We start from the raw sequence: 22,218 nt of genomic DNA on the forward strand, positions 1-22,218 counted from the left end.
GAGAAGAACGCGGTTCCGGGCCCGGCTCAGAGCACGCCTTCGGCTTCGAGGACGTCCCGGAGCTCGTCCATCGAGGCGACGGTGACGTCGCAGGCCGGTTCGACGTTCGGTTTCGGCTCGAACCCGACCGCGAGCCCCGCGACCTCGAGCATCGGGAGGTCGTTCGCGCCGTCGCCGACCGCGACGGTGTCCGCGAGCGCGACGTCGCGCTCGGTCGCGTAGCGCTTGAGGGCGTCGTCCTTCGTCCCCTCGATGAGGTCGCCCTCGACGCTCCCCGTGAGCGCGCCGTCCGCGACGGGGAGGCGGTTCGCGACGATGGCGTCCACGTCCACGCCCTCGCGTTCGAGTGCCGCGGCGACGCCCTTCTCGAACCCGCCCGTGAAGATGGCGACGGTCACGCCGGCGTCCCGTAACGCCCGGATGACGTCCGCGGCACCGTCGCGCAGGCGGACGTTCCCCCACGCGCGCTCGGCCGCTTCCTCGGGGAGGCCGTCGAGGAGCCCGGCGCGCTGCCGGAGGCTCTCCGCGTACCCGATCTCGTCGTTCATCGCGCGCTGCGTGATGTCGGCCATCTTGTCCGCCACCCCGTACTCGTCGCCGAGCAGCACCGTCATCTCGGAGTCCGAGAGCGTCCCGTCGAAGTCGAACGCGACCAGCGTCATACCCACGACTCTGCGAGGCGGCGTCTTGTAGCCTCCGGGTCCCGGTCGAACTCGCCGCGCGGTCCGTCCGGGCGGCCGCCGACGGGGTCTGGCCGCGACCCGAAGTCGCGGCGCGAACTCGCACACACCATTAAGCCGCCGTGGTTCGAACCGGCGGACATGGACGAAGCGGACGAGGCCATCGAGGCCGTCGAGGACACGAACCTGCGCGGGCTCGTCGAGGAACTCCACGAGAACGTCGACGCCTCGCTCCGGCTGGCGTTCCGGTACGAGGGCGAGACGTACGACGTCGTGCACGTCAGCGACGACGTCGACGCCCAGTACACCGACGCGGAACTCGAGGAGCGCGTGAAGACGCTCCTCATGAAGGCGCTCGGCGACCCGCCCCAGGAGCAGGCGCTCTACGATTTCGGGGAGCTGAACTCGACGGTCCGGTTCTTCGACGAGGTCGTCGTCGCCGTCTTCCCCGACGAGGAGTGGAGCGGCGTCGTCGTCGTCTTCGACCGCGAGGAATCGCCGCTCGTCGACACCACGCTCGACTACCTCGACGTCGACGGCTGAGGGAGCGACCCGCGGCGGGCGTTCTCACGCGCCTGGAATCGCCCCGCCAATCTTGTCACTCGATACCATACAATCGGGTATGGAACAGAACGTCGGTCGAACGGACGGTATCGGTCGCGTCGCACTCGGAGGCGTCCTCGGCATCATCTCGCTCGCCATCCTCGGCGACGCCATCGGTGGCGCACCGATGGTCCTCTCGCCGGTCCTCGGCGCGCTCTCCCTGATACTCCTCATCACGGGCGCGACGAACACCTGCGGGCTCTACTCGCTGCTCGGCGTCGACACCACGCAGTAGCGCCCGCTCGAAGGCGTCAGAACTCGGTCCACGCTCGCGGCCCGGCGTCGCCCGGAAGGCCGCGGACGCGGTACTCGCGAGCGCCCGTCTCCTCGACCTCGCGCACCTCGACGAGCCCGTCGAACGGCTGCTTGATGATGCCCAGCGAGTCCTGCGGGACGGGCGTATCCAGCACGAACCCGCCGAGGAACCCCGAGCTCTCCACGCGCCCCGTGAGAACGTGCAGGAACTGGTAGACGCGGCGGACGTCCGCGTACATCAACAGCGTCGAGAGCGTGTGCATCCCGACGCTCGCTCCCGCGAGGGCGTCGTCCTCGTGGAACCGCCGCATGAAGTCCGTCAGGCCGATACCGATGCCGGTGAGGTCGCCCGCGCTCGACACCAGCCGGCGGTTCGGGGACTCCTCGCTCGCGCCGAACCCGCGCTGGCGCGTGACGCAGTCGACGACTCCGAGCGTCGCGACCGCGGGGTGGACGTCGCGGTACTGGCGCTCGACGGTCTCGGCGGCCTTCCGCGTCGTCACGAACGCCGTCGCCCGGTCGTCGCCGCGGTCGGCCGCCAGCACCTCGTACAGCAACTCGCGCTTGCCCGTCATCGGCGGGCCGACGACGAGGACGTTCGCACCGTCCCGGACCGCGCTCGTGTCGAGGGCCGGCGCCAGATTCGTCATTGCCCGCCGGTTAGAGCGCGCCCGTCAAGAAAGCGCGGGTCGGCAGGACTGCTTCTCGCGAGCGTGCGGGTCGGGGGGACGCGGTCACGTCCGGTCGCGCCACGGGCCGGCGTCGGTCGTTCGCGCAATCCGCGCGACGAGCGCGCCGAGGAGCGTGCCGAGGCTCGCGCTCGCGAACCGGACCTCGCCGGGTTCGAGGACGAACGCGGCCCAGGCGACGGCGACGACGCCGACGGCGGTCGTCGCGAGGAGGGCGAACTGACGCCCCAGGTCGTCCAGTCTCTGGAGCGGCCGAAGGACCGCAACCGCCAGGAGGCCCCCGGCGACGACGATGGCCGCGACCGCGAGCGTCGGCCACGCGACGCGGCCGGCGCCGACGAGCTGGACCGTCGGCGACCCAGCGACGAGCGCGAGCAGCGCGACGTCGCGAACGAGCGCCCGGCGGCCCTCGCGGTCCTCGCCGCTCGCGAGCGTCTCGACGGCGCTCAGTCCGGTCTCAGAGGGCGTTCCGGGCGGTGGTTCGTGCGTCGAACCGTCGTCGGACACGGTGTGGCAATTCTCGCCACCCTCCATGGTAAAGGAAGCGTTATGGGCCATGGGGTGATGGACTCGGCCATGAAGGTCCTGGTGACGGACCCCATCGCCGACGCGGGTATCGAACGCCTCAGAGAGGCGGGCCACGAAGTCGAGACCGCCTACGACGTCGAGGGAGACGCGCTCCTGTCCGCGGTCTCCGACGCGAACGGACTCATCGTCCGCTCGGGAACCGAGGTGACCGAGACGGTGTTCGAGGCCGCGCCGGAACTCGTCATCGTCGGCCGCGCCGGCATCGGCGTGGACAACATCGACATCGACGCGGCGACCGAGCACGGCGTCGTCGTCGCGAACGCCCCCGAAGGGAACGTCCGTGCCGCGAGCGAGCACACGGTCGCGATGGCGTTCGCCGCCGCACGCTCCATCCCGCAAGCGCACACGCGACTCCGGGACGGCGAGTGGGCGAAGGGCGACTTCCTCGGCACCGAGGTGAACGGGAAGACCCTCGGCGTCGTCGGCCTCGGGCGCGTCGGCCAGGAGGTCGCGAAGAAGTGCCACGCGCTCGGCATGGACCTCGTCGCGTTCGACCCCTACATCAGCGAGGAGCGCGCCGAGCAACTCGGCGCGGAACTCGTCGACCTCGACGACTGCCTCGACCGCGCGGACTTCCTCACCGTCCACGTCCCGCTGACCGACGAGACCGAGGACATGATCAGCGACGAGGAACTCGCCCAGCTCGAGGGCGGGTACGTGGTGAACTGCGCTCGCGGCGGCGTCGTCGACGAGCGCGCGCTCGCCGAGGCGGTCGAGGACGGCGTGCTCGCCGGCGCCGCGGTGGACGTGTTCGCCGAGGAACCCGTCTCGCCGGACAACCCGCTGCTCGACGTCGAGGACGTCGTCGTGACGCCGCATCTCGGCGCGAGCACGGAGGCCGCCCAGGAGAACGTCGCGGTCTCGACCGCCGACCAGGTCGTCGCGGCGTTCGCGGGCGAACCCGTGATGAACGCGCTGAACGCGCCGTCGATGGACGCGGCCGCGTTCCCGCGCGTCGAACCGTACATCGACCTCGGCGAGACCTCGGGGAAGGTCGCCGCGCAGCTGTTCGGGAAGCGCATCGAGTCCGTCGAGGTGAGCTACGAGGGCGACATCGCCGAGGAGGACGTCGACATCGTGACGGCGAGCGTCCTGAAGGGCGTGTTCGAGCCGCTCGAATGGCAGGTCAACGCCGTGAACGCGCCGCGCATCGCGGAGGAACGCGGCGTCGAGGTGACGGAATCGAAGAGCCGCAGTAGCGAGGACTTCCAGAGTCTCGTCACCGTCACGGTCGGCGACGGCGACGACGAACTCGCCGTGTGCGGGACGCTCTTCCACGGCGACGACCCGCGCATCGTCCGCATCGACGGGTTCCGCGTCGACGCCATCCCCCACGGGAAGATGGTCGTCGCACGGAACGCCGACGAACCCGGCGTCATCGGCCTCATCGGCTCCGTGATGGGCCAGTACGACGTGAACATCGCGGGGATGTTCAACGCTCGCCAGACCATCGGCGGGGAAGCACTGACCGTGTACAACGTCGACGGCGAGATCTCCGACGAGGCGCGCGAGGAACTCGTCGCCGACGACCGCATCACGGACGTCACCGTCATCCGACTCAACGGCGCCGACGACTGAGCGCCGTCAGAGGAACCGGCGGACGCGCCGGACGAACGCCTGAAGCGCGGACGACTCCTCGCGTAACTCTCGTATCTCCGCGTCCCGCTCGGCGAGCATCGTCTCGTAGCGACCCCGAACCGCGTCTAGGCGACGTTCGGCGGCGTCGCGGTCCGAACGCAACTGGTCGACGCGCGCGGCGAGCACGGGCGCCGGCGGCAGGTCCGCCGGGTCCCGACCGCCTCGCCGCTCGCGGTCGCGGTCCTGGGTGGCGGTGGCCGCGTCGCACTCGGCGCTCGCGGTTCGAGAGCTCGCACTCGGCGCACCGTCACCCCGCTCCTCCTCCGGTGGCACCGTCCACTCGACGGTGAACGCAGGGTCGGTTGACATACATTAACACACCTCTCGCACAACCACGTCAAACCCCGTCAGACCAACGGAACACGAGCGTCAGACACCCGCCAGCGAATCGTCCCACGACGCAACCCGCCCCACGCTCGAAACGGCCGCCTGGGGGCGGCCGTATGCTTGGTCAGTCCGCGTCCGCGAGATGTTCTCGAACGCCTTCGGTCGTCCCCGGGACCGGCTCGGGGTCCGCACCGGCGGCCGCGGCCGCGTCCGGGTCCTTCAGGAGGTGCCCCGTGGTCAGCAAGGCGACGCGCTCGTCCGCGTCGATGACGCCCTGCTCGCGGAGCTTGCGCGCCCCCGCGAGCGACGCCGCGCTCGCCGGTTCGACGCCGACGCCCTCGCCGGCGAGGTCCCGTTGCGCTCGCGTGATCTCGTCGTCCGACACGGCGACCGCCGTCCCGCCCGTCTCGCGGATGCCCGGGAGCGCCTTCGGCGCGTTCACCGGATTCCCGATGCGGATGGCGGTCGCGCGCGTCTCCACCTCGTCCCACCGCCGCACCTCGTCGTTGCCCTCCTGGACGGCCTCCACCATCGGCGCCGCGCCCTCGGCCTGCACGCCCGAGAGCGTCGGCACCTCCGACTTCGCCATCGCACCCGACTGCACGAGCTCGCGGAAGCACTTGTACAACGCCGCCGTGTTCCCCGCGTTCCCCACCGGCAGCACGATGCGGTCCGGGAACGCACCGTAATCGTCCCGGAACCCCTCCAGTATCTCCAGGCCGATCGTCTTCTGGCCCTCCAGACGGAAGGGATTCAGCGAGTTCAGGAGGTACGCGTCACCGCTCTCCGCGAGGTCCTGCACGATGTCCAGGCACGTGTCGAAGTTCCCGTCCACCTCGAGGATGCGAGCGCCGTGCAGGCTCGCCTGCGCGACCTTCCCCGCCGCGACCTTCCCCGCCGGCAGCAGCACGAGCGTCTCCATGTTCGCGCGAGCGCCGTACGCCGACAGCGCCGCCGAAGTGTTCCCCGTCGACGCGCACGCGAGCCGGGAGACGCCGAGCTCCTGGGCGACGCGAACGCCGACCGTCATCCCGCGGTCCTTGAACGCTCCCGTCGGGTTCATCCCCTCGTGCTTCACGCGCAACGCGTCGACGCCGAGCTCGTCCTCCAGGTCCGGAACGCGATGCAGCGGCGTGTCGCCCTCCGGGAGCGTCACCCCGACCTCGAACGGCAGCGCGTCCGCGTACCGCCAGACGCCACGCCCCTCGAAGTCCTCGAACGTCGGCAGATCGGCATACCTGGCTTCGAGCAGACCGTCGCAGTCGCACGTGTACCGGACCTCGTCGAACGGCGCGTACGCGTCACCGCACTCGATGCACGCGAGCCACACGCCGTCGTCCGCAACGTCCGGGGCGTCCGGCGCCGACGCGTCCAGTGAAAGCGAATCCATTGTGGAGGCGAAAGCCCCGCGCGTCCAAAAGTCCGCGGGGTACACCCAGACGTTGCCGGCCCGACTCTCGCATAGCGATTGCGCGTCGCGAGCCGTCTGCAGAAGACATTTGCCGTCCTCGTCCGGACGTGCGACCGTGACCTCGCCCTCCACGTCGACCGCGGACAGCGACGGCGACGGCAGCGGGCGCTCCCGACGCGCGGTCCTCGCGACCGCTGGCACCGCCGTCGCCGGCGCGCTCGCCGGTTGCAGCGCTCTCGGTGACGGCCCCACGCCGTCGTCGTTCGCGGACGGCGACTGGCACTCGTTCGGGAACGCGCCCGGGAACCAGAACCACGTCGTCGGCGGTGCCCCGGAGCCGACGGACCACGACGTTCTCGCGAGCGCGGACTTCCCGCACGCGCCGCCGGTCGTCCACGACGACGTGGTGTACTACGCCGGCGAACGCACCGTCCTCGCGGTCACCGTCGACGGCACCGACGTGTGGACCGCGCCGGTCGCCGCGGGCACCGACGAAAGCCGCGCGGTCTCGGGCGCACCCGCTGTCGGCCCCGACCAGGGCCTGCTCTACGTTCCGACCAGGGTCGTCCCGCGGAGCGACGGCCCGGACCCGGCGCCCGCGTACGTGACCGCGTTCGCGCCCGACACCGGCGAGCCCGCGTGGACGACCCGCGTCGGTGACGGCCGAGCGTACGGCGTCACCGTCCACGGTCGCGACGTCTACGTCCGGAGTGCGACCGCGTGCGTCCGGCTCGGCGCCGACGGGAGCGAGCGCTGGCGGACGCCCATGAAACCGCTCGAATACGACGAGTACAACCTCTCCGATACGTTCGCCACGCAGGTCGCCCCGGCTGTCGGGAACGCGGGCGTGTACGTCCCCGACTGGAACGCGCTCGTCAAGCTCGACCCGGGGACGGGCGACGAACGCTGGCGCGTCGACGCCGAGACGCCCTACGCCGCCCCGGTTCTCGACGGCGGTGGCGTCGTCCAGACCGGCTGGCAGGGCGTCGTCGCGACCGACCGATACGGCAACGTCCGCTGGCGGCGCGACATCCAGTCGCTCGCCGCCGCCGCCGTCGACGACACCGACGTCTACGTCTTCGGCACCGACCTCCACGCGCTCGACGGCACGACCGGCGAGACGAACTGGCAGACGCGCCTCGGACGCGGCGGCGGCGCGACCGCCGCCCCGGTCGTCACCGACGACTCGGTCATCGTCGACAGCGACAACCCCATCGCGTACCGTCGCGACGCCGGCGGCCTCCTCGGCCCCGACCGCGAACGCTGGTCGTACACCGAACCACACATCTCCACGTACGCCACACCCGTCGTCGCGTCCGGCAGACTGTTCGCCGTCGGTCCCGCCGGCCTCTACGCGTTCGAACCAGCCGACGCGTAACCCAGCGAACCGACCGCCGGCGGTTCGGACTCGCCGGGCCTGCAACGCGCCTTTGAGCTAGCACAAGACACGTCCCCCATCCGCCCGATTCGGCGCGTATGCAGACTCGACGACGGTATCTCGCTGCGATGGGACTCGGGCTGACGGGGCTCGCCGGCTGTCTCTCCGAGGACGAACCACTCGGCGGAGCGGGCACGGACCACCCGTCGACGACCGACGGCGGCACGACCGAGGATTCCACGGCCGACGACGCGGCGGTAACGGTCAGGAATCCCGTCGTCAGGAAGCGGGTGACTCACTACAGTTGGCCGGGGTCGACGGGGATTCTCGCCCCCGACGACGAGCAGTTCGTCGTGGCGTCCGTCACGGGACCGAAGGACGCGGTCCCGCCAGCGTTCGCCCTCGAAGCGGCCGGCGAGACGTTCTCGCCGGGCGTGGACGTCGCGGGTCGACGCGGCGCCACGTTCGCCGGACGAACGGACGGCTCCGTCCTCGAGAACGAGCACGCGTCGGGCTACCTCGCGTTCCGGGTGCCGTCACCGCTCGACGCCGCGGACGCCCGAATCGTCCGCGACGACGGCGCCGCGGCGACGCCGCTCCCCGACGACGAACTGGCGACACTGCGCCGGCCCGCCGCCGCGTTCGAACTCGACGCCCTGGACCTCCCCGACGCCGTCGAACAGCCCGAGCAGGTCGACGTGTCGCTGTCGGTGACGAACGTCGCCGACGCCGACGGCCGGTTCCTCGCCGGCCTCAACTGGCCGACCGCAGGCATCGCCGACGACGACGAGACCACCGTCCTCGAACGGACCGTCGCCGCCGGCGAGACGACGTCGTTCTCGCTCCCACTGGGAACCGGCCACGCGGCCACCGAGACGACCGACCACCCACTCACCGTCCAGGGAAGCGTCTCGGCCGAACGCACCGTCGAGGTGATCGTCGACGAGCGGACGACCGCCAACGCACTCGAACCCTGACCCGCCAGCACGGCACCACGGCCGTCGCCGGACTCGAAGGCACGGCGAAACGGCCGCCTAGATGAGAGAACGAAGCGAAACGGCCGGTTGGGGGGCGAAAACACGGAGAAACAGACGCCTGGGGGCGAAAGCACGGAGAAACGGCCGCCTAGAGGCGGCCGTACGCTGGTGGAGTCAGTTGCCTTCGAACTCGTCGATGACGCCGTGGACGGTCTCGGTCCACTCGTCGAGCGCGTCGTGCAGCAGTGCCTTCGCTTCGGGGAGGTCGGTCGCGGTGTACTGGTAGACGTAGCCGCCGGCGTCGAGCAGTCGCCGGTTCCGGTCTGCGAGCCCGTTCTCCAGCAGTGTCGACAGCGACCGGTTGACGTTCGAGCGGTCCCGGTCCATCTCGCCGGCGAGCTCCTCGACGGTGCTCCCGGGGTTGTCGAGGAGCGCGACGTACGTCCGGACCTCGTGGTCCTGGACGCCGAACACGCAACTCAGGACGTTCTCGAAGGACGGGTCCGGTTGCTCGAGGAGGTCGCCGAGGTCCGGTGACTGGTCGGGCATACCCCGTACTCCGTCGCCGTCGGCCAAAAACGTACCTCCGGCGTGTGCCGACCTCGAGCGACGGCGCACGACCGTCCTCGGGCGGTCGACGGGACCGACTCCGCCTCGATTGCGCCATCAGCCCTCGCGTTCGTTGCCGACGTCCCGCGCGTACCCCTGGTTCGTGATGCATTCGCGCATCTCGTCCTCGGTCCCGTGCTTGTGGAGCGTCGTCGGGGTGTCGCAGTAGAACGTCGACCCGTCGCGGCGGAGCGTCACCTCGTGCTCGCTCCCGAGGAGTTCCGTCACGATGACGACGCGTCGGCCGTCGACGAGCGCGCCGAGGATCTCGTCCATGGCGAGCTCGCCAGCGCGAGCGCGGAGGGGTTCCATGCTCGGACCGTGCGCGTCCGTACCGTATCGTCGTTTCGGCTCCCCCGGCCGCGAGCGCGTCGGCCGGCCGCTCGCTACCCGACGCGAACCCACTCGCCGCGGTCGTCGCTGCGTTCGACCGCGTCGAGGACGCGCTGCACGTCGAACGCGCTCGCGACGCTCGGCTCGAACCCGGCCGCGTCTGCGTCCGCACCCCCGCTGGTCTCCTCGGCGGCGGCGACGCTCGACAGGAACTCGTAGTTCTCGTGGACGAACGTGTGCTCCCAGCCGACGACGTGCCCCGGCGGCCACCAGTGCTCGACGTACGGGTCGTCCTCCTCGGTGACGAGCACGGTCTCGTAGCCCCGGGAGTCGCCCGCGTGCACTTCGAGTTCGTTCAGCCGTTCGAGCGAGAACCGGAGGCTCCCGTCGGTCCCGTGGACGGTGATGGTGTGGTCGTTCTTGTGGCCGGCCGCCATCCGGGACGCCTCGAACGTCCCCATCGCGCCGCTCTCGTACGCGACCTGCGCGCTGAACGCGTCGTCCACGGTGACGGGCTTCGTCTCGACTCCGTCGCCACCGGCCGCTTCGTCGCTCCCGGTCGTTCCGTCGCCGCCGGCCGCTTCGTCGCTCCCGGTCGTTCCGTCGCCGCCGGCCGCTTCGTCGTCGCCCTCGACGGGACGTTCCTCGACGAACGTCCGCAGGTGGCCGCTGACGCGCTCGACGTCGCCGACGCGGTCGCCGACGAGGAAGTTCGCGAGGTCTATCGTGTGCGCGCCCAGGTCGCCGAGCGCGCCGCTGCCCGCGAGCTCGGCGTCGTTCCGCCACGACCAGGGAGCGTCGGGGTCGACGAGCCAGTCCTGGAGGTAACGCCCGCGGACCTGCCGGATGTCGCCGAGTTCCCCGTCGGCAATCAGGTCGCGTGCGTACTGAACCGCGGGCACGAACCGGTAGTTGAACGCGCAGCCGGCGACCGCGTCGCTCGCGGCGGCGGCGTCCCGGACCGCGCGGGCGCCGTCGAGCGTCGGCGCGAGGGGCTTCTCGCAGAGGACGTGCGTGCCCGCCTCCAGGGCGGCGACGGTCGGGTCGACGTGCAGGAAGTTCGGGCCGAGGTTGTAGAAGACGTCCACGTCGTCGACGACGTCGCGCCAGTCGGTCGCGTACCGCGCGAACCCGAGGCGGTCGGTCGCGTCGGCGAGCGCGGTCTCGTCCGTCCCGACGAGCACGTCGCGTTCGACCGCGGGAGCGTCCGGGAAGAACATCGGGAGCCGAGCGAGTGCGTTCGCGTGCGCCTTCCCCATGAAACGGTATCCGAGAAAGCCGACGGAGAGTGAGTCGTTCGAGGACACGTCTGTCATCGGGACGTGCATCCCGAAGAACCTTCGCCGCCGTCGTGGGAGCACGCCGTGGCGCGGACGGGGACGGCAGCGTGGCGTCGCACGAACGTCCGGTCCGACCCGGTCGTGTTCCGCCCCTGGCAGTGCACGCCGGACGCATCACCGGCGTAACACTTTTGACGTGCGGGGGGACGTCCCGGTATGTCCACGCACACGACCGCGGACGCCTCGACGCTCGACCACGGACCGACGGCCGTCGTCGGCCGCGCCGCCCTCGTCGGCGTCCTCGCCGGCCTCGCGTTCGGCGCCCTCGTCCAGTTCCAGCTCGGACGGATGACCGCCATCGGCGCGATGTACACGCTCGGCGACCCCTCGCTCACCGTCGGCTGGATCGCGCACCTCTTCCACGCCGCACTGTTCGGCGCGTTCTTCGGCGTGCTCGTCGACACCGGCGTCGTCCGCGAGCACGCCACGCGGCTCGCACCGGGCGTCGCTCTCGGCGCGGCCTACGCGACCGCGCTCTGGCTCGTCAACATCGGGCTCGTCTGGCCGCTCTGGCTGAACGCGGTCGGGTTCGGCGCCGACCTCCCCGTCCCGAACGTCGCCGCGATGCCGCTCGTCGGCCACCTCGTCTGGGGCGTCCTCTTGGGCGCCGGCACCGCCATCGCGCTCTCGCGGTGACGACGCGGCGAACCGAGCAGCGACCGCCGAGAACCGCAGTCGCGAGAATCAGGCGAGCAGTTCGACGAGCAGTGCCTTCTGGACGTGCAGGCGGTTCTCGGCCTGCTGCCAGACGAGCGACCGGTCGCTCTCGATGGCGGCGTCGGTGACCTCCTCGCCGCGGTTCGCGGGCAGACAGTGCATGAACTGGGCGTCCGCGGCCTCGAGGACGTCCTCGGTGACGGTCCAGCCGTCGAAGTCATCGCGCTTGCTGTCGTCCTCGCCCATGCTCACCCAGACGTCCGTCTCGACGACGTCGACGTCGCTGACTGCCGCCTGGAAGTCGCTCGTGACCGTCGGCGCCGGCCCGACGGCGGCGGCGCGCTCGAGCACCGATTCGTCGAGCCCGTGCCCGTCCGGGGTCGCTATCGTGCAGTCGACGCCCGCCATCGCGCACGCGACCGCGAACGACGCGGCGACGTTGTTCCCGTCACCGACCCACGCGACCGAGACGTCGTCGAACCCGTCGAACGTCTCCCTGATGGTGAGGAGGTCCGCGAGCGCCTGACAGGGATGGGCGTCGTCCGTGAGCGCGTTCACGACCGGGACGTCCGCGTACGCCGCGATGGTCTCGATGGCCGCGTGGTCGAACGTCCGGATGGCCAAGGCGTCCGCGTACCCCGAGAGCGCTCGCGCGGTATCCTTCAGGGGCTCGCCGTGCCCGAGATGCGTCGCGTCCGGGCCGAGGAACACCGCGTGCCCGCCGAGCTGGGTCATCCCCGTCTCGAAGCTCATGCGCGTTCTGGTGGATGGTTTCTCGAACAGCATCCCGAGCGTGTGCTCGGGGAGCTCGCGATGCGGGTTCCCCGCGGCGAGCATGTGCTCGTAGTTCGCGGCGTCCGCGAGGACGTCGTGGAACGTCTCCACGCTGAGGTCGTCCACGTCGAGGACGTGCTGTGGTTGCTGTGGGTTCGCTGCGGTCGATGGGTCGGACGTCGGTGTGCTCATTGTGGTTCGTGAGTGGTGTCGCGGTCAGGCGAGGTCGGTCGCGACCGACTCGAGGACCGCGACGGCGCGGTCGTAGTCGGCGAGCGCGAGGTGTTCGTCGGGCGAGTGATCGAGCGCGGAGTCCCCGGGGCCGTACGTGGCCACGGGGCAGTCCCACGCCGCGTCGTAGAGGTTCGCGTCGGCGGTCCCGGTCTTGCGGAGGAGGCTGGGAGACCCCCCCGCTCGCCTGATCGCCGTTCGGAACGCCCGCCCGAGTTCGGTCCGGGGGCTCGCGGCGTGGGGCGGGATGGCGTCGCCGAACTCGACGACGCCGCGGCGCGTCACCGCCTCGACGGTCGCCTCGACGTCGTCCGCGGTGACGCCCGGCGGGATGCGGAACTGGCAGTCAACCTCGGCGGTGACGGCGTTCCCGCCGGGCTCCGTGCCGGCGTCGACCATCACGGGCTTGACCGTCACCGTCTCGAAGGCCGAGGCGTCCTCGTCGGCGTCCGCGCCGGGGCCGAGCGGACTCGCGAAGGCGTCCTTGACGTCCTCGACCCACGCGGTCGCGTGCTCGACGGCGTTCGGGTCGGGGAGCGACGAGTGCGCGGCCTCGGTCGCGACCTCGTAGGTCGCGGCGACGAACCCGCGGTACCCGAGCGTGAGCGCGTCCCAGCCCGAGGGTTCGCCGTTCACGACCGCGTCGGGCGCGTCGCGCTCCGCGACGAGGTGGTGGGCGCCAGCGCTCGTCGTCTCCTCGCTGACGACGCCGACGAACGACACGCCGGTCTCGACGGCCGCGACCGCCATCGCCGCCAGCGGGCCGGTCGCGTCCACGCTCCCGCGACCCCAGAGGACGGCGTCGTCGTCGACGAGCGCGGTGCCGTCCGCCGGGAGCGCGTTCGCGGTGCCGGCCGCGTCGTCGCCAGCGTCGCCGTCGGCGTCGTTCGCGACCGTCTCCGCGTCGGTGCGGTCAGCGTCGGCGCTCGTGAGGCACGTCGGGACGTCCCCGGGTACCGTGTCGATGTGGCTCGTGAGGAGCACGGTGTCGTCCGCGGGCGCGCGGACGTTCCCGACGTCGTCCAGCCAGACCTCGCGGCCGTGGGACTCGAAGAACGCCGCGAGGCGCTCCGCGGCCGCGGCCTCGTCGCCCGACGGCGACGGCGTGGCGACGAGGTCCGCGACGAGTTCGCGCGCTTCGGCCGTCGAGACCTCGGCGGTCGCGGGGGCTGCGGCGTCCGCGGGCTTCCCGGCGGCCGTCCCATCGGTCATCAGGCGGACACCTCCGCCAGCACCGATTCGAGCGCGTCGACGACGTGGTCGGCGTGCGCTTCCGTCGCGGTCAGCGGCGGGAGCAGGCGGACGACGGTGCGGCCCGCGGGGAGCGCGAGCACGCCCTCCTGGATGGCGAGGCCCTTCAGGAGGCGGTTCGCGCCGCGCTTCACCTCGACGCCGACCATGAGGCCCTCGCCGCGGACGTCGCGCACGGGGAGGTCCGCCAGGGAGTCACGGAGGTGCGCGCCCACGGTCGCGGCGTTCTCCGCGAGCGCGTCGTCCTCGACGACGTCGAGCGTCGCCGTCGCCGCCGCGGCGACGAGGGGGTTCCCGGAGAACGTCGAGCCGTGGCTCGCGGCGCCGTCGGCCACCCAGTCCGCGCACACGGTCGCGCCGAGGGGCAGCCCGCTGGCGAGCCCCTTCGCCGCCGTGAGGATGTCCGGCGTGACGTCCCGCGCCTCGCACGCCCAGTGCGTGCCGGTGCGGCCGACGCCCGTCTGGATCTCGTCCAAGACGAGCGCCGCGCCCGCCTCGTCCGTGACGTCCTGCGCGGCCTGCAGGTACCCCTCGGGCGCGGGATGCACGCCACCCTCGCCCTGCACGGGTTCGAGGATGACTGCCGCGGTCTCGTCGTCGACCGCTTCCTGGAGCGCCGAGACGTCGCCGTAGTCGACGAACTCGACGCCGGGCATCACCGGCTCGTACGGCGCCTTGTACTTCGCCTTCCACGTCGCCGCGAGCGCGCCCATGGTGCGGCCGTGGAACGCGCGCTTCGCGGCGACGACCTTCTCGCGGCCGGTCGCCGAACGTGCGAACTTCAGCGCCGCCTCGTTCGCCTCCGTCCCCGAGTTGCACAGCCACACGTTGTCGAGGCCGTCGGGCGCGAAGTCCGCGAGGCGCTCGTAGAGCACGTCGCGTGCGGCGTTCCCGTAGCTCGCCTGCGCGTACAGGAGCTCGCCCGCCTGCGACTGCACGGCGTCGACGACCTCGGGGTGGCAGTGACCGGCGGGCGTGCACGCGTAGCTCGCACCGAAGTCCAGGTACTCGGTCCCGGAACCGTCGTAGAGGTGCACGTCCTCGCCGCGCTCGATACTGATCGGCTTCTCGTTGAACACGAACCCGCTCATTGCGCGGACACCTCGGCTTCCGGACCGTCTCCAGTCTGGAGTGCACTGGGCAGGACGGTCGTCGCGTCGCCGTCGAGCGCACTGGTCACCGGAGCGTCGGCGTTCGCGGTCGCGACGGCGACGCTCGCCGCACCCCCGTCGAGCGCCTCCTCGGCCGCCATGACCTTCTTCGTCATGAACCCCTCCGCGGCGGCTTCGAGGTCGCTCCAGTCCTCGGCGGTGGCGACCTCGTCGATGCGCGTGCTCGCGTCGTCGGGGTCGGCGTAGACGCCCGCGACGTCCGTGAGGACGACGAGGTCCGCGCCGAGCGCACCGGCGATGGCGGCCGCGGCGCGGTCCGCGTCCGCGTTCACCGGCAGCCACTGGTCGCCGTCCTGCCCCGCCATCGGCACCGTCGCGACGGGCGTGTACCCGCCAGCGAGCAGGGTCTCGAGCAGGTCCGCGTTCACCTGCTTTATCGTCCCGGAGTGGTCGCCGCGACGGATCTTCTTCTTGCCGTCCTCCTGCACGCGCACCGCGGACTTCCGCGGGCCCGCGAGGAGCTTGCCGTCGACGCCCGAGAGCCCGACCGCGTCCACGCCCTCGTTGACGAGGCCCGCGGTCAGGTCCGTGTTGAGCTTCCCGGGGAGCACCATCTCGAACACCTCCATCGTGCGCTCGTCCGTGAACCGCCCGACGACACCGCCGGGCGTCTCCACGTACTCGGGCTCCTCGCCGAGTTCCTCCAGGGTCTCGTCGACCGCCGTCGACCCGCCGTGGACGACGACGACGTCCTCGCCGCCCGCCACGAGGGCTGCGACGTCCGCGAGCGCACCGTCGGGGTCGACGGCCCGCGCACCGCCTATCTTGACCACTACCGTCATCTCAGGGACTCCCCACGGGATGCAGGCCCGCGAACTCGAGGCCGGCGGTCTCCTCGAACCCGAGCGCGACGTTCGCCGCGTGCACCGCCTGCCCCGCCGACCCCTTCACGACGTTGTCGATGGCCGAGAAGACGACGACGCGCTCGTTCGACGGGTCGAGCTCGAACCCGACCTCCGCGTGGTTCGTGCCCGCCACCGCCTTCGGCTCCGGGTAGCGGTACGTGCCGGAGCCGCCGGCCTGCAGGCGGACGAACGGTTCGTCCTCGTACTCCCCGCGGTACGCGCTCCAGAGGTCGCCGTTCGTCACGCGCTCGTCGGGGAACACGTGACAGGTCGCGCTCGCACCGCGGACCATGTCCACGGCGTGGCACGTGAACGAGACCGAGGTACCGAGCCACTGCTCGATTTCGGCCTCGTGCCGGTGCCCAGTCGGCGCGTACGGGCGCACGACACCGGAGCGCTCGGCGTGCGAGGAGGCCGCGCCGCCGCCGGCGCCGCCCTCGCTGGAGCCGACCTTCACGTCCACGACGACGTCCGCGCCGTCGAGGACGCCAGCCTGCGCGAGCGGGTAGAGGCCGAGGATGGTCGCCGTCGCGTTGCAGCCACCCGAGGCGATGATATCGGCGCCCGCGAGGTTCTCGCGGTTCACCTCGGGGAGCGCGTACTCGGCGACGTCGAGCGTCTCGGGACACGCGTGGCCGTCGTACCACTCGTCGTACTGCGCCTCGGTGTCCAGGCGGAAGTCCGCGGAGAGGTCGACGACGAGCTCGGCGGCGTCCCGGTAGTCGTCGACGTGCTCCATCGTGACGCCGTGGGGCGTCGCCGTGAACAGCACGTCCACGCGCTCGAGGTCGCCGGGCTGACTGAACCGGAGGTCCGTCCCGCGCAGCGGCGGATGGACGCTCCCCACCGACTTGCCGGCGTACTCGCGCGAGGTGACCTGCGCCAGCTCGAACTCGGGGTGACCCGCGAGCAGACGGAGGAGTTCACCGCCAGCGAACCCGCTCGCACCGACGATGCTCGCCGACACCGCCTCGCTGTCGACGTCCACGTCGCCCGTGGGCGTGGCAGCCATCAGTCCGACACCTCCGCAACGGCCTCTGCTTCGGACTCCTCGGCCACCGCAGCCTTCGTCTCGAGCCAGTCGACGACCTCCGCGGGGACGTCGGTCTCGACGGCCTCGTTCAGCGCCTTGAACTCGACCGTGTGGTTGACCTCGTGGACGGTGTAGTTCCAGTCCGTCTGGTCGCCGTCGGTCTCCATCAGGTCGACGCCGAGGAGGCCGCCGCCGACCGCGTCGCTCGCCATCTCCACGAGCTCCACGGCCTCGTCGTCGAGCTCGAACGGTTCGGTGTCCGCGCCCTTCGCGGCGTTGGTCAGCCAGTGGTCGCCAGAGCGCGCCATCGCCGCGACCGGTTCGCCGTCGACGGCCAGGACGCGGACGTCGCGACCGGGCTTCTCGACGAACTCCTGGACGTAGAAGACCTTGTGCTCGTAGTGCCCGAGCGTCGCCTTGTGCTCCAAGATGGCTTCGGCGGCGCTCTTCGAGTCGAGCTTCGCCATGAGCCGCCCCCACGAGCCCATCACGGGCTTGAGGACGCAGGGGTAGCCGAACTCCTCGACGATCTCCATGGCCGCGTCCGTGGTGAACGCCGTCTTCGTCGTCGGCGTCGGGACGCCCGCAGCCGCGAGCGCGAGCGAGTTCTCGACCTTGTCCGCGCACGTCGACGCCGTCGCCGCCGAGTTCACGACGGGGACGCCGTACTGCTCGCAGAACTTCGTCGCGTACAGGCTCCGGCTCGTCGCCAGACAGCGGTCGACGACGACGTCCAGGTCGTCGAACGCGTCGGGGGCGTCGGTGAGGTCGAACGTCTGCTTGCGGACGTCGATCTTCGTGACGTCGTGGCCGCGGTCGCGGAGCTCCGAGAGGAGGAGCTTCTCGTCCTTGCGGATCCGCGAGTAGAGGACGCCGACGTTCACGTCGTCCACCCCGTTTCCGCGCGTGTCGTGTCGGTCATCGTCTGGAGCGTGGTGATCTCGGAGTGCGTTGTGGCTGTCGTCGTCACGCTCACTCCCCCCAGTCCTCTTCCAGCTCGGGGGCCTTCTCGAGGACCGGCGGGGAGACGTCTATCACTTCGAGCTCTGCGCCACAGGTCGTGCAGTCGACGATCTCTCCGGCTTCCGCGTCGTCGTGCAGCGCCACGTCCGCGCCGCACTCGGTGCATGTCGTCATCGTACACGGTACTCCCGGCCACAAGAACATAAAGCTTCCGAACTTACCAACTTTCTTAAATTACTTAGAGAGTACTCTAACGGTGTTGAGAAAGCAAAATCCGCCGTCGAATCTGAAACGCATATCAGATTACTGTGAATAGTCGCCCCGTGGTGGGGCTGGTGGCAGTCGGCCTCGCACGCCTCGCTCGATAGCCAGCGAACGCACCGCTTCAGACATACGCCGACACCTCCTCCTGCAGCGTCTCGTGGGCCAACGCCAGCGCGTCGCGCTTCCCCTCGACCGCCGCCTCGTCACTCGCCAGCGACTCCGCCGCCGACGTCACCCCCGACGCCACCGCCGCCGGCGCCGGCCCACCGACCGAATCGCGCATCGCGACGTTCGACTCGGGGTCGAGCGCGTTCGCGACCGTCGACTCGTCCACGAACGCGTCCATCGGCTCGCCGAGGACGTCCTCGACGACCGCCGCGATGGTCTCGACGCTCGGCGCCGACCCGTCCGCCCGCTCGCTCGCCGTCGCCAGCACCTCGTGCGCCTGGCGGAACGGCACGTCCGCCATCGCGAGCACGTCCGCGACCGCCGTCGCCGTCGCGAAGCCCTCGCCAGCGGCGTCGGCGAGCGCGTCCGCGGGCCACTCCGCGGTCGCCACCGCACCCGCCGCGACCGTCGTCGCCTCGGTGACCGCATCCACGGTCGACCAGACGTGCGGCGTCGCCGACTGCAGGTCGCGGTTGTACGCCCGCGGCAAGCCCTTCAACGTCGACAGCAGGCCGTTCAGGCCCGCGCTCGCGTCGCCCGCGGTCGCGCGAACGAGCTCCAACGTGTCCGGGTTCTTCTTCTGGGGCATGATGGACGACGTCGACGAGTACGCGTCGTCGAGCTCGACGAACCCGCGGTTCGAGAAGACCACGAGGTCCTCCGCGAGCCCCGACAGGTGCGTCGCGACGCTCGCCAGCGCGCTCGCGACCTCGACGAGGTGGTCGCGCGCCGCGACCGCGTCCGTCGCGTTCTCCACGACCCCCGAGAACCCCAGCAGTTCCGCGGTCCGGTCGCGGTCCACGTCGAACGGCGTCCCCGCGAACGCCGCCGCCCCGAGCGGCGACTCGTTCACGCGCTCGTAGGCGGAAAGCAGGCGGTCGGCGTCGCGGGAGAGCGCGCCAGCGTACGAGAGCGCCCAGTGCCCGACCGTCGTCGGCTGCGCCGGCTGCAGGTGCGTGTACCCCGGCATCAGCGTCTCCGCCTCCGCCTCGGCGACCGCCACGAGCGCCGCACGCGCGTCGTTCACCGCATCGAGCGCGGAAAGCACGTCCTCGCGAAGCCGATAGCGGATACAGGTCGCGACCTCGTCGTTCCGCGACCGCGCCGTGTGCATCTTCCCGCCGACGTCGCCCGCGATCGCGATGACCTTCGACTCGATGGCCTCGTGGACGTCCTCGCCGTCGGGCAGCCCCTTGTGCTCCTCGACCTCCACGACGTTCAACGCTTGGAGGAGCCGTCCGGCCTCGTCGCCGTCGACGATTCCCTGCTCCGCGAGCATCACCACGTGCGCGCGGTCGACCGCGAGGTCCGCCTCGAAGATGCGTTCGTCCGCCGCCATCGACGACAGGAACCCGCGCGCCGGCCCGCCACTGAAACGCTCGCCGCGGACCGCCGTCCCGCCGTCCGTCGCACTCGACGCGGCCCCGTCGACCGCGCCGCCGTCATCGACGTCCCCGCCGAAGGCGCTCCCGGAGCCATCGCTGCCGTCACCGGTCGTCTTCGCCGTGCGGTTGTCGCGGAACTCCGTCATCAGTCGTCGGCCGTGAGCGTCGTCTCGTCCGTCGACTCCTCGCTCTCGCTCGTCGCCGACCCCGAGTTCGCGAGGCGGTCCTGGAACCCGTGGTACTTCGCGACGCCCGTCGCGTCCGCCTGCTCGATCCCGTCGACGGTCGACGTGTCGAACGACGCCGCGGACTCCGAGTACACCGCGTGCTCGCTGTCGCGACCGACCGCACGCGCCTGCCCGGCCGCGAGCTTCACCGTCACCGTCCCCTCGGTCTTCGCGTTCACGACGTCGAGGAACCCGCCCAGCGCCTTCGAGAGCGGCGAGTAGACGAGACCCTCGTAGGCTTTCTGCCCCCACTCGTCGTCCACGGTCGCCTTGAAGTCGCGCTCGTCCTTCGTCAGGACGAGCCCCTCCAGGGACTCGTGAGCCGCGTGCAACACGGTGGCCGCGGGATGCTCGTAGTTCTCGCGGACCTTCAGGCCGAGCATGCGGTCCTCCATCATGTCCGTGCGACCGACGCCGTACGCGCCGGCGAGCGCGTTCAGGAACTCGGTCACGGCGACGGGCTCGCCCGTCGCGACCGCCGTCGTCGCCTCGTCCGCATCGGCCGCGGTCGTCACCGCATCCGCGGCCGCGTCCTGCACGGACTCGGGGCCCTCGAGCACCGAGACGCCCGTCGGCAGGCCGTTCGCGAACCCGATCTGGACGAGCGTCGGCTCCGTCACCTCTCCGGGCTCGGCCGTCCAATCGTAGATGTCCTCCGGCGGCACGTACGCCGGGTCCTCGAGGTCCTTCCCCTCGACCGAACGACTCCAGAGGTTCGTGTCGATACTCCAGTCGCCCTCGTTCCCGCCCTCCACGGGCAGGTCGAGCTCCGCCGCGTACGCCTGCTCGAACTCGCGCGTCAACCCGAGCTCGCGGACCGGCGCGATGACCGCCATGTCCGTGTCGCGCCACACCGCCTCGAAACGCAACTGGTCGTTCCCCTTCCCCGTACAGCCGTGCGCGACCGCGTCCGCGCCGACGTCCGCGGCGACCTCCGCGATGGCCTCCGCGATCACCGGACGCGCGAGCGCGGTCCCGAGCGGATACCCCTGGTAGGTCGCGTTCGCCGTCACGGACTCGAAGCAGAGGTCCGCGAACTCGCTCTTCGCGTCCACCACGTGATGCTCCAGGTCGAGCGCCGCGGCGGTCTCCTCCGCCTCGACGAACTCCGCCTGGGGCTGTCCGACGTCGACCGTGACGCCGACGACCTCGTCGTACCCGTAGAGGTCCTCCAGGAGCGGGACGCAGACCGTCGTGTCGAGCCCGCCCGAGAACGCGAGCGCGACCGTCCCGCCGTCTACCGTCTCGACGTGCGTCGTGTCGAGGTTCGCTTCCGCGTACTGTGCGCCGTTAGCTGCCGTGTCACCGTGCGTGGTATCGTCGTGTGTCATCTGGTGTCTATGTGCGTGACGGCGGAACCGCCGCCGTCGAAGTGGTCGAAATACAGTGCGCCGCGATCGAGGAAGTAGTGAATGTGGCCCTAACGGGCCGGTCGCGGCGTTCGAAGGGACACGGCAGCACCGCTCGCGGAGACCGCGAACGCGAACGTACGGTGCTGAACCATCGTGAAGATACCTACCGTGTACATACTACTAAAGCTTGGCGGGCCGGCAAGGCTTGACCACTACGCGCGGCTGATAACTCGTCACACACTACCGCGATTTTGCCGGGTCTTTAAGCCGATAGCCCCAGTGAGACCGCATATGCTCGATAATCACGCCGGTATCGAGGTCGAGGACCTCCTCAAGATCGTCCTCGTCCTCGTCGTCGTCTGGATCGTCCTCGAGATACTCGGGATGATACTCGGCACCATCGGCTGGCTGCTCGGCCCCCTCCAGCCGCTGCTCGGGCTCGTCATCCTCGCACTCATCGTCCTCTGGCTCCTCGACCGCCTCTGAGCGAGGCGCTTACACGCCTCGACGTCCACCAGGCGGACGTGTACAGCCTGAACGCTCCCGTCCCGGGACAGGTGCGCCGGCTCGCGAGCGACCTCCACCCCCAGCTCGTCGACTTCGCCCAGTACCCGAGCGACCACACGCTCCTCGCGAAACGCCTCGACGCCAGCACGCCCAGCGACCGTCACCGCGTCCAACGCCGGGTCCGCGACGCACTCAGCGGCCTCCCGCCGTTCGCCGTCCGCATCGACGACGTCGACCACTTCGCGAACCCGACCTCGGGCACCGGCCCCGTCGTCTACCTCACCGTCGACTCGCCCGGCCTCCGAGACGTACACGACCGCCTCGTCGACGAACTCGGGAGCATCGACGGCCTCGGCGGCGACGACTACGTCCCCCACATCACGCTCGCACGCGACGGCCCACAGGCCGCCGCCGAACGCGCCGCGACCATCGACGTCGACCCCATCGAGTGGACCGTCGAACGCCTCGAGTTCTACGACGCCCACCTCGAAGAACCAGCCGGCGAGATACGTCTCCCCGCCTGACCGGGCACGGCCGCGCGGCCACCTCCACCCGCTCGCG

At 71.0% G+C, this 22,218-nt stretch carries 25 protein-coding genes; 8 read left to right on the forward strand and 17 right to left on the reverse strand.

What is annotated here, in order from left to right; all coding sequences use genetic code 11:
- Positions 1–26: 26 nt before the first annotated feature.
- On the reverse strand, positions 27–662 hold the full coding sequence (gene serB / locus SM754_RS19155) for a phosphoserine phosphatase SerB (RefSeq protein WP_323677765.1): 636 nt from the start codon (positions 660–662) through the stop codon (positions 27–29).
- A 159-nt stretch (positions 663–821) separates the two neighbouring features.
- On the opposite strand from serB, the gene SM754_RS19160 reads away from it, so the two are divergent.
- Positions 822–1,223 carry a DUF7522 family protein gene (locus SM754_RS19160; RefSeq protein WP_323677766.1) on the forward strand — a complete coding sequence of 134 codons (402 nt, stop codon included), beginning with the start codon at positions 822–824 and terminating at the stop codon, positions 1,221–1,223.
- 79 nt (positions 1,224–1,302) lie between these two features.
- Positions 1,303–1,518 carry a YgaP family membrane protein gene (locus SM754_RS19165; protein WP_323677767.1) on the forward strand — a complete coding sequence of 72 codons (216 nt, stop codon included), beginning with the start codon at positions 1,303–1,305 and terminating at the stop codon, positions 1,516–1,518.
- A 16-nt stretch (positions 1,519–1,534) separates the two neighbouring features.
- Here the strand turns inward: SM754_RS19165 and SM754_RS19170 are convergent, their stop codons facing one another.
- Both SM754_RS19170 and SM754_RS19175 read right to left on the reverse strand, forming a co-directional pair.
- Positions 1,535–2,188 carry a DUF7504 family protein gene (locus SM754_RS19170; protein WP_323677768.1) on the reverse strand — a complete coding sequence of 218 codons (654 nt, stop codon included), beginning with the start codon at positions 2,186–2,188 and terminating at the stop codon, positions 1,535–1,537.
- Positions 2,189–2,272: 84 nt separating this feature from the next.
- On the reverse strand, positions 2,273–2,734 hold the full coding sequence (locus SM754_RS19175; RefSeq protein WP_323677769.1) for a hypothetical protein: 462 nt from the start codon (positions 2,732–2,734) through the stop codon (positions 2,273–2,275).
- A gap of 69 nt (positions 2,735–2,803) precedes the next feature.
- On the opposite strand from SM754_RS19175, the gene serA reads away from it, so the two are divergent.
- Positions 2,804–4,393, forward strand: coding sequence for a phosphoglycerate dehydrogenase (gene serA, locus SM754_RS19180; RefSeq protein ID WP_323677770.1), 1,590 nt, complete (start codon positions 2,804–2,806; stop codon positions 4,391–4,393).
- A gap of 6 nt (positions 4,394–4,399) precedes the next feature.
- Here serA and SM754_RS19185 read toward each other — a convergent pair whose 3' ends face one another.
- Together SM754_RS19185 and thrC are read right to left on the reverse strand one after the other, a co-directional pair.
- The gene (locus tag SM754_RS19185; protein ID WP_323677771.1) at positions 4,400–4,762 is read right to left on the reverse strand and encodes a hypothetical protein; all 363 of its coding nucleotides are present in this window, start codon (positions 4,760–4,762) and stop codon (positions 4,400–4,402) included.
- 142 nt (positions 4,763–4,904) lie between these two features.
- Positions 4,905–6,170 carry a threonine synthase gene (thrC, locus tag SM754_RS19190; protein WP_323677772.1) on the reverse strand — a complete coding sequence of 422 codons (1,266 nt, stop codon included), beginning with the start codon at positions 6,168–6,170 and terminating at the stop codon, positions 4,905–4,907.
- A 136-nt stretch (positions 6,171–6,306) separates the two neighbouring features.
- On the opposite strand from thrC, the gene SM754_RS19195 reads away from it, so the two are divergent.
- Complete coding sequence (locus SM754_RS19195; RefSeq protein WP_323677773.1) at positions 6,307–7,569, forward strand: outer membrane protein assembly factor BamB family protein; 1,263 nt, start codon at positions 6,307–6,309, stop codon at positions 7,567–7,569.
- A 98-nt stretch (positions 7,570–7,667) separates the two neighbouring features.
- Positions 7,668–8,546, forward strand: a complete 879-nt coding sequence (locus SM754_RS19200) for a hypothetical protein (protein ID WP_323677774.1) — start codon at positions 7,668–7,670, stop codon at positions 8,544–8,546.
- Positions 8,547–8,720: 174 nt separating this feature from the next.
- On the opposite strand, the gene SM754_RS19205 is transcribed toward SM754_RS19200, so the two are convergent.
- The 3 genes from SM754_RS19205 to SM754_RS19215 form a co-directional block, all read right to left on the reverse strand.
- Entirely contained in the window at positions 8,721–9,095 is a 375-nt protein-coding gene (locus SM754_RS19205) for a helix-turn-helix domain-containing protein (RefSeq protein WP_323677775.1), read from the reverse strand.
- Positions 9,096–9,212: 117 nt separating this feature from the next.
- Positions 9,213–9,467, reverse strand: a complete 255-nt coding sequence (locus tag SM754_RS19210; RefSeq protein ID WP_323677776.1) for a DUF8001 family protein — start codon at positions 9,465–9,467, stop codon at positions 9,213–9,215.
- Positions 9,468–9,541: 74 nt separating this feature from the next.
- Complete coding sequence (locus SM754_RS19215; protein ID WP_501993828.1) at positions 9,542–10,747, reverse strand: Gfo/Idh/MocA family protein; 1,206 nt, start codon at positions 10,745–10,747, stop codon at positions 9,542–9,544.
- 237 nt (positions 10,748–10,984) lie between these two features.
- Between SM754_RS19215 and SM754_RS19220 the strand changes: the two genes are divergently transcribed.
- The gene (locus SM754_RS19220) at positions 10,985–11,464 is read left to right on the forward strand and encodes a hypothetical protein (protein WP_323677778.1); all 480 of its coding nucleotides are present in this window, start codon (positions 10,985–10,987) and stop codon (positions 11,462–11,464) included.
- A 48-nt stretch (positions 11,465–11,512) separates the two neighbouring features.
- Here the strand turns inward: SM754_RS19220 and argF are convergent, their stop codons facing one another.
- The 9 genes from argF to argG all read right to left on the reverse strand — a co-directional run bounded on the left by argF (position 11,513) and on the right by argG (position 21,129).
- The gene (gene argF, locus SM754_RS19225) at positions 11,513–12,451 is read right to left on the reverse strand and encodes an ornithine carbamoyltransferase (protein WP_323677779.1); all 939 of its coding nucleotides are present in this window, start codon (positions 12,449–12,451) and stop codon (positions 11,513–11,515) included.
- Positions 12,452–12,475: 24 nt separating this feature from the next.
- Complete coding sequence (locus tag SM754_RS19230; protein WP_323677780.1) at positions 12,476–13,702, reverse strand: [LysW]-lysine hydrolase; 1,227 nt, start codon at positions 13,700–13,702, stop codon at positions 12,476–12,478.
- Entirely contained in the window at positions 13,702–14,832 is a 1,131-nt protein-coding gene (locus SM754_RS19235) for an aspartate aminotransferase family protein (protein ID WP_323677781.1), read from the reverse strand. Before SM754_RS19235 ends, SM754_RS19230 begins: the two co-directional genes overlap by 1 nt.
- Complete coding sequence (locus tag SM754_RS19240; RefSeq protein WP_323677782.1) at positions 14,829–15,695, reverse strand: acetylglutamate/acetylaminoadipate kinase; 867 nt, start codon at positions 15,693–15,695, stop codon at positions 14,829–14,831. Before SM754_RS19240 ends, SM754_RS19235 begins: the two co-directional genes overlap by 4 nt.
- A gap of 1 nt (position 15,696) precedes the next feature.
- Entirely contained in the window at positions 15,697–16,770 is a 1,074-nt protein-coding gene (argC, locus tag SM754_RS19245) for an N-acetyl-gamma-glutamyl-phosphate reductase (RefSeq protein WP_323677783.1), read from the reverse strand.
- Entirely contained in the window at positions 16,770–17,675 is a 906-nt protein-coding gene (gene lysX, locus SM754_RS19250) for a lysine biosynthesis protein LysX (RefSeq protein ID WP_323677793.1), read from the reverse strand. Before lysX ends, argC begins: the two co-directional genes overlap by 1 nt.
- Before the next feature lie 88 nt (positions 17,676–17,763).
- Positions 17,764–17,928, reverse strand: a complete 165-nt coding sequence (gene lysW / locus SM754_RS19255; RefSeq protein ID WP_166042218.1) for a lysine biosynthesis protein LysW — start codon at positions 17,926–17,928, stop codon at positions 17,764–17,766.
- A gap of 211 nt (positions 17,929–18,139) precedes the next feature.
- Positions 18,140–19,717 (reverse strand): argininosuccinate lyase, encoded by a 1,578-nt coding sequence (gene argH, locus SM754_RS19260; RefSeq protein WP_323677784.1) that lies wholly within the window; start codon positions 19,715–19,717, stop codon positions 18,140–18,142.
- Entirely contained in the window at positions 19,717–21,129 is a 1,413-nt protein-coding gene (gene argG, locus SM754_RS19265) for an argininosuccinate synthase (RefSeq protein WP_323677785.1), read from the reverse strand. Before argG ends, argH begins: the two co-directional genes overlap by 1 nt.
- A 312-nt stretch (positions 21,130–21,441) precedes the next feature.
- Between argG and SM754_RS19270 the strand changes: the two genes are divergently transcribed.
- Both SM754_RS19270 and SM754_RS19275 read left to right on the forward strand, forming a co-directional pair.
- Positions 21,442–21,636: a DUF7554 family protein gene (locus tag SM754_RS19270; RefSeq protein WP_323677786.1), complete on the forward strand. Its 195-nt coding sequence runs from the start codon at positions 21,442–21,444 to the stop codon at positions 21,634–21,636.
- 38 nt (positions 21,637–21,674) lie between these two features.
- Positions 21,675–22,181, forward strand: a complete 507-nt coding sequence (locus tag SM754_RS19275; RefSeq protein WP_323677787.1) for a 2'-5' RNA ligase family protein — start codon at positions 21,675–21,677, stop codon at positions 22,179–22,181.
- Positions 22,182–22,218: the final 37 nt, after the last annotated feature.

The organism is Halorubellus amylolyticus (assembly GCF_034808145.1).
In the GTDB taxonomy this organism is placed as follows: Archaea; Halobacteriota; Halobacteria; order Halobacteriales; family Natrialbaceae; genus Halorubellus.

Coding starts and splice junctions, on each gene's coding strand:
- SM754_RS19230 (WP_323677780.1), bottom strand. CDS start 13,702: ATGACCGATGGGACGGCCGCCGGGAAGCCCGCGGACGCCGCAGCCCCC.
- SM754_RS19270 (WP_323677786.1), top strand. CDS start 21,442: ATGCTCGATAATCACGCCGGTATCGAGGTCGAGGACCTCCTCAAGATC.
- serB (WP_323677765.1), bottom strand. CDS start 662: ATGACGCTGGTCGCGTTCGACTTCGACGGGACGCTCTCGGACTCCGAG.
- SM754_RS19185 (WP_323677771.1), bottom strand. CDS start 4,762: ATGTCAACCGACCCTGCGTTCACCGTCGAGTGGACGGTGCCACCGGAG.
- SM754_RS19235 (WP_323677781.1), bottom strand. CDS start 14,832: ATGAGCGGGTTCGTGTTCAACGAGAAGCCGATCAGTATCGAGCGCGGC.
- SM754_RS19205 (WP_323677775.1), bottom strand. CDS start 9,095: ATGCCCGACCAGTCACCGGACCTCGGCGACCTCCTCGAGCAACCGGAC.
- SM754_RS19220 (WP_323677778.1), top strand. CDS start 10,985: ATGTCCACGCACACGACCGCGGACGCCTCGACGCTCGACCACGGACCG.
- SM754_RS19215 (WP_501993828.1), bottom strand. CDS start 10,747: ATGGGGAAGGCGCACGCGAACGCACTCGCTCGGCTCCCGATGTTCTTC.
- serA (WP_323677770.1), top strand. CDS start 2,804: ATGAAGGTCCTGGTGACGGACCCCATCGCCGACGCGGGTATCGAACGC.
- argC (WP_323677783.1), bottom strand. CDS start 16,770: ATGGCTGCCACGCCCACGGGCGACGTGGACGTCGACAGCGAGGCGGTG.
- argF (WP_323677779.1), bottom strand. CDS start 12,451: ATGAGCACACCGACGTCCGACCCATCGACCGCAGCGAACCCACAGCAA.
- SM754_RS19210 (WP_323677776.1), bottom strand. CDS start 9,467: ATGGAACCCCTCCGCGCTCGCGCTGGCGAGCTCGCCATGGACGAGATC.
- thrC (WP_323677772.1), bottom strand. CDS start 6,170: ATGGATTCGCTTTCACTGGACGCGTCGGCGCCGGACGCCCCGGACGTT.
- SM754_RS19160 (WP_323677766.1), top strand. CDS start 822: ATGGACGAAGCGGACGAGGCCATCGAGGCCGTCGAGGACACGAACCTG.
- SM754_RS19165 (WP_323677767.1), top strand. CDS start 1,303: ATGGAACAGAACGTCGGTCGAACGGACGGTATCGGTCGCGTCGCACTC.
- SM754_RS19170 (WP_323677768.1), bottom strand. CDS start 2,188: ATGACGAATCTGGCGCCGGCCCTCGACACGAGCGCGGTCCGGGACGGT.
- lysW (WP_166042218.1), bottom strand. CDS start 17,928: ATGACGACATGCACCGAGTGCGGCGCGGACGTGGCGCTGCACGACGAC.
- argG (WP_323677785.1), bottom strand. CDS start 21,129: ATGACACACGACGATACCACGCACGGTGACACGGCAGCTAACGGCGCA.
- SM754_RS19240 (WP_323677782.1), bottom strand. CDS start 15,695: ATGACGGTAGTGGTCAAGATAGGCGGTGCGCGGGCCGTCGACCCCGAC.
- argH (WP_323677784.1), bottom strand. CDS start 19,717: ATGACGGAGTTCCGCGACAACCGCACGGCGAAGACGACCGGTGACGGC.
- SM754_RS19200 (WP_323677774.1), top strand. CDS start 7,668: ATGCAGACTCGACGACGGTATCTCGCTGCGATGGGACTCGGGCTGACG.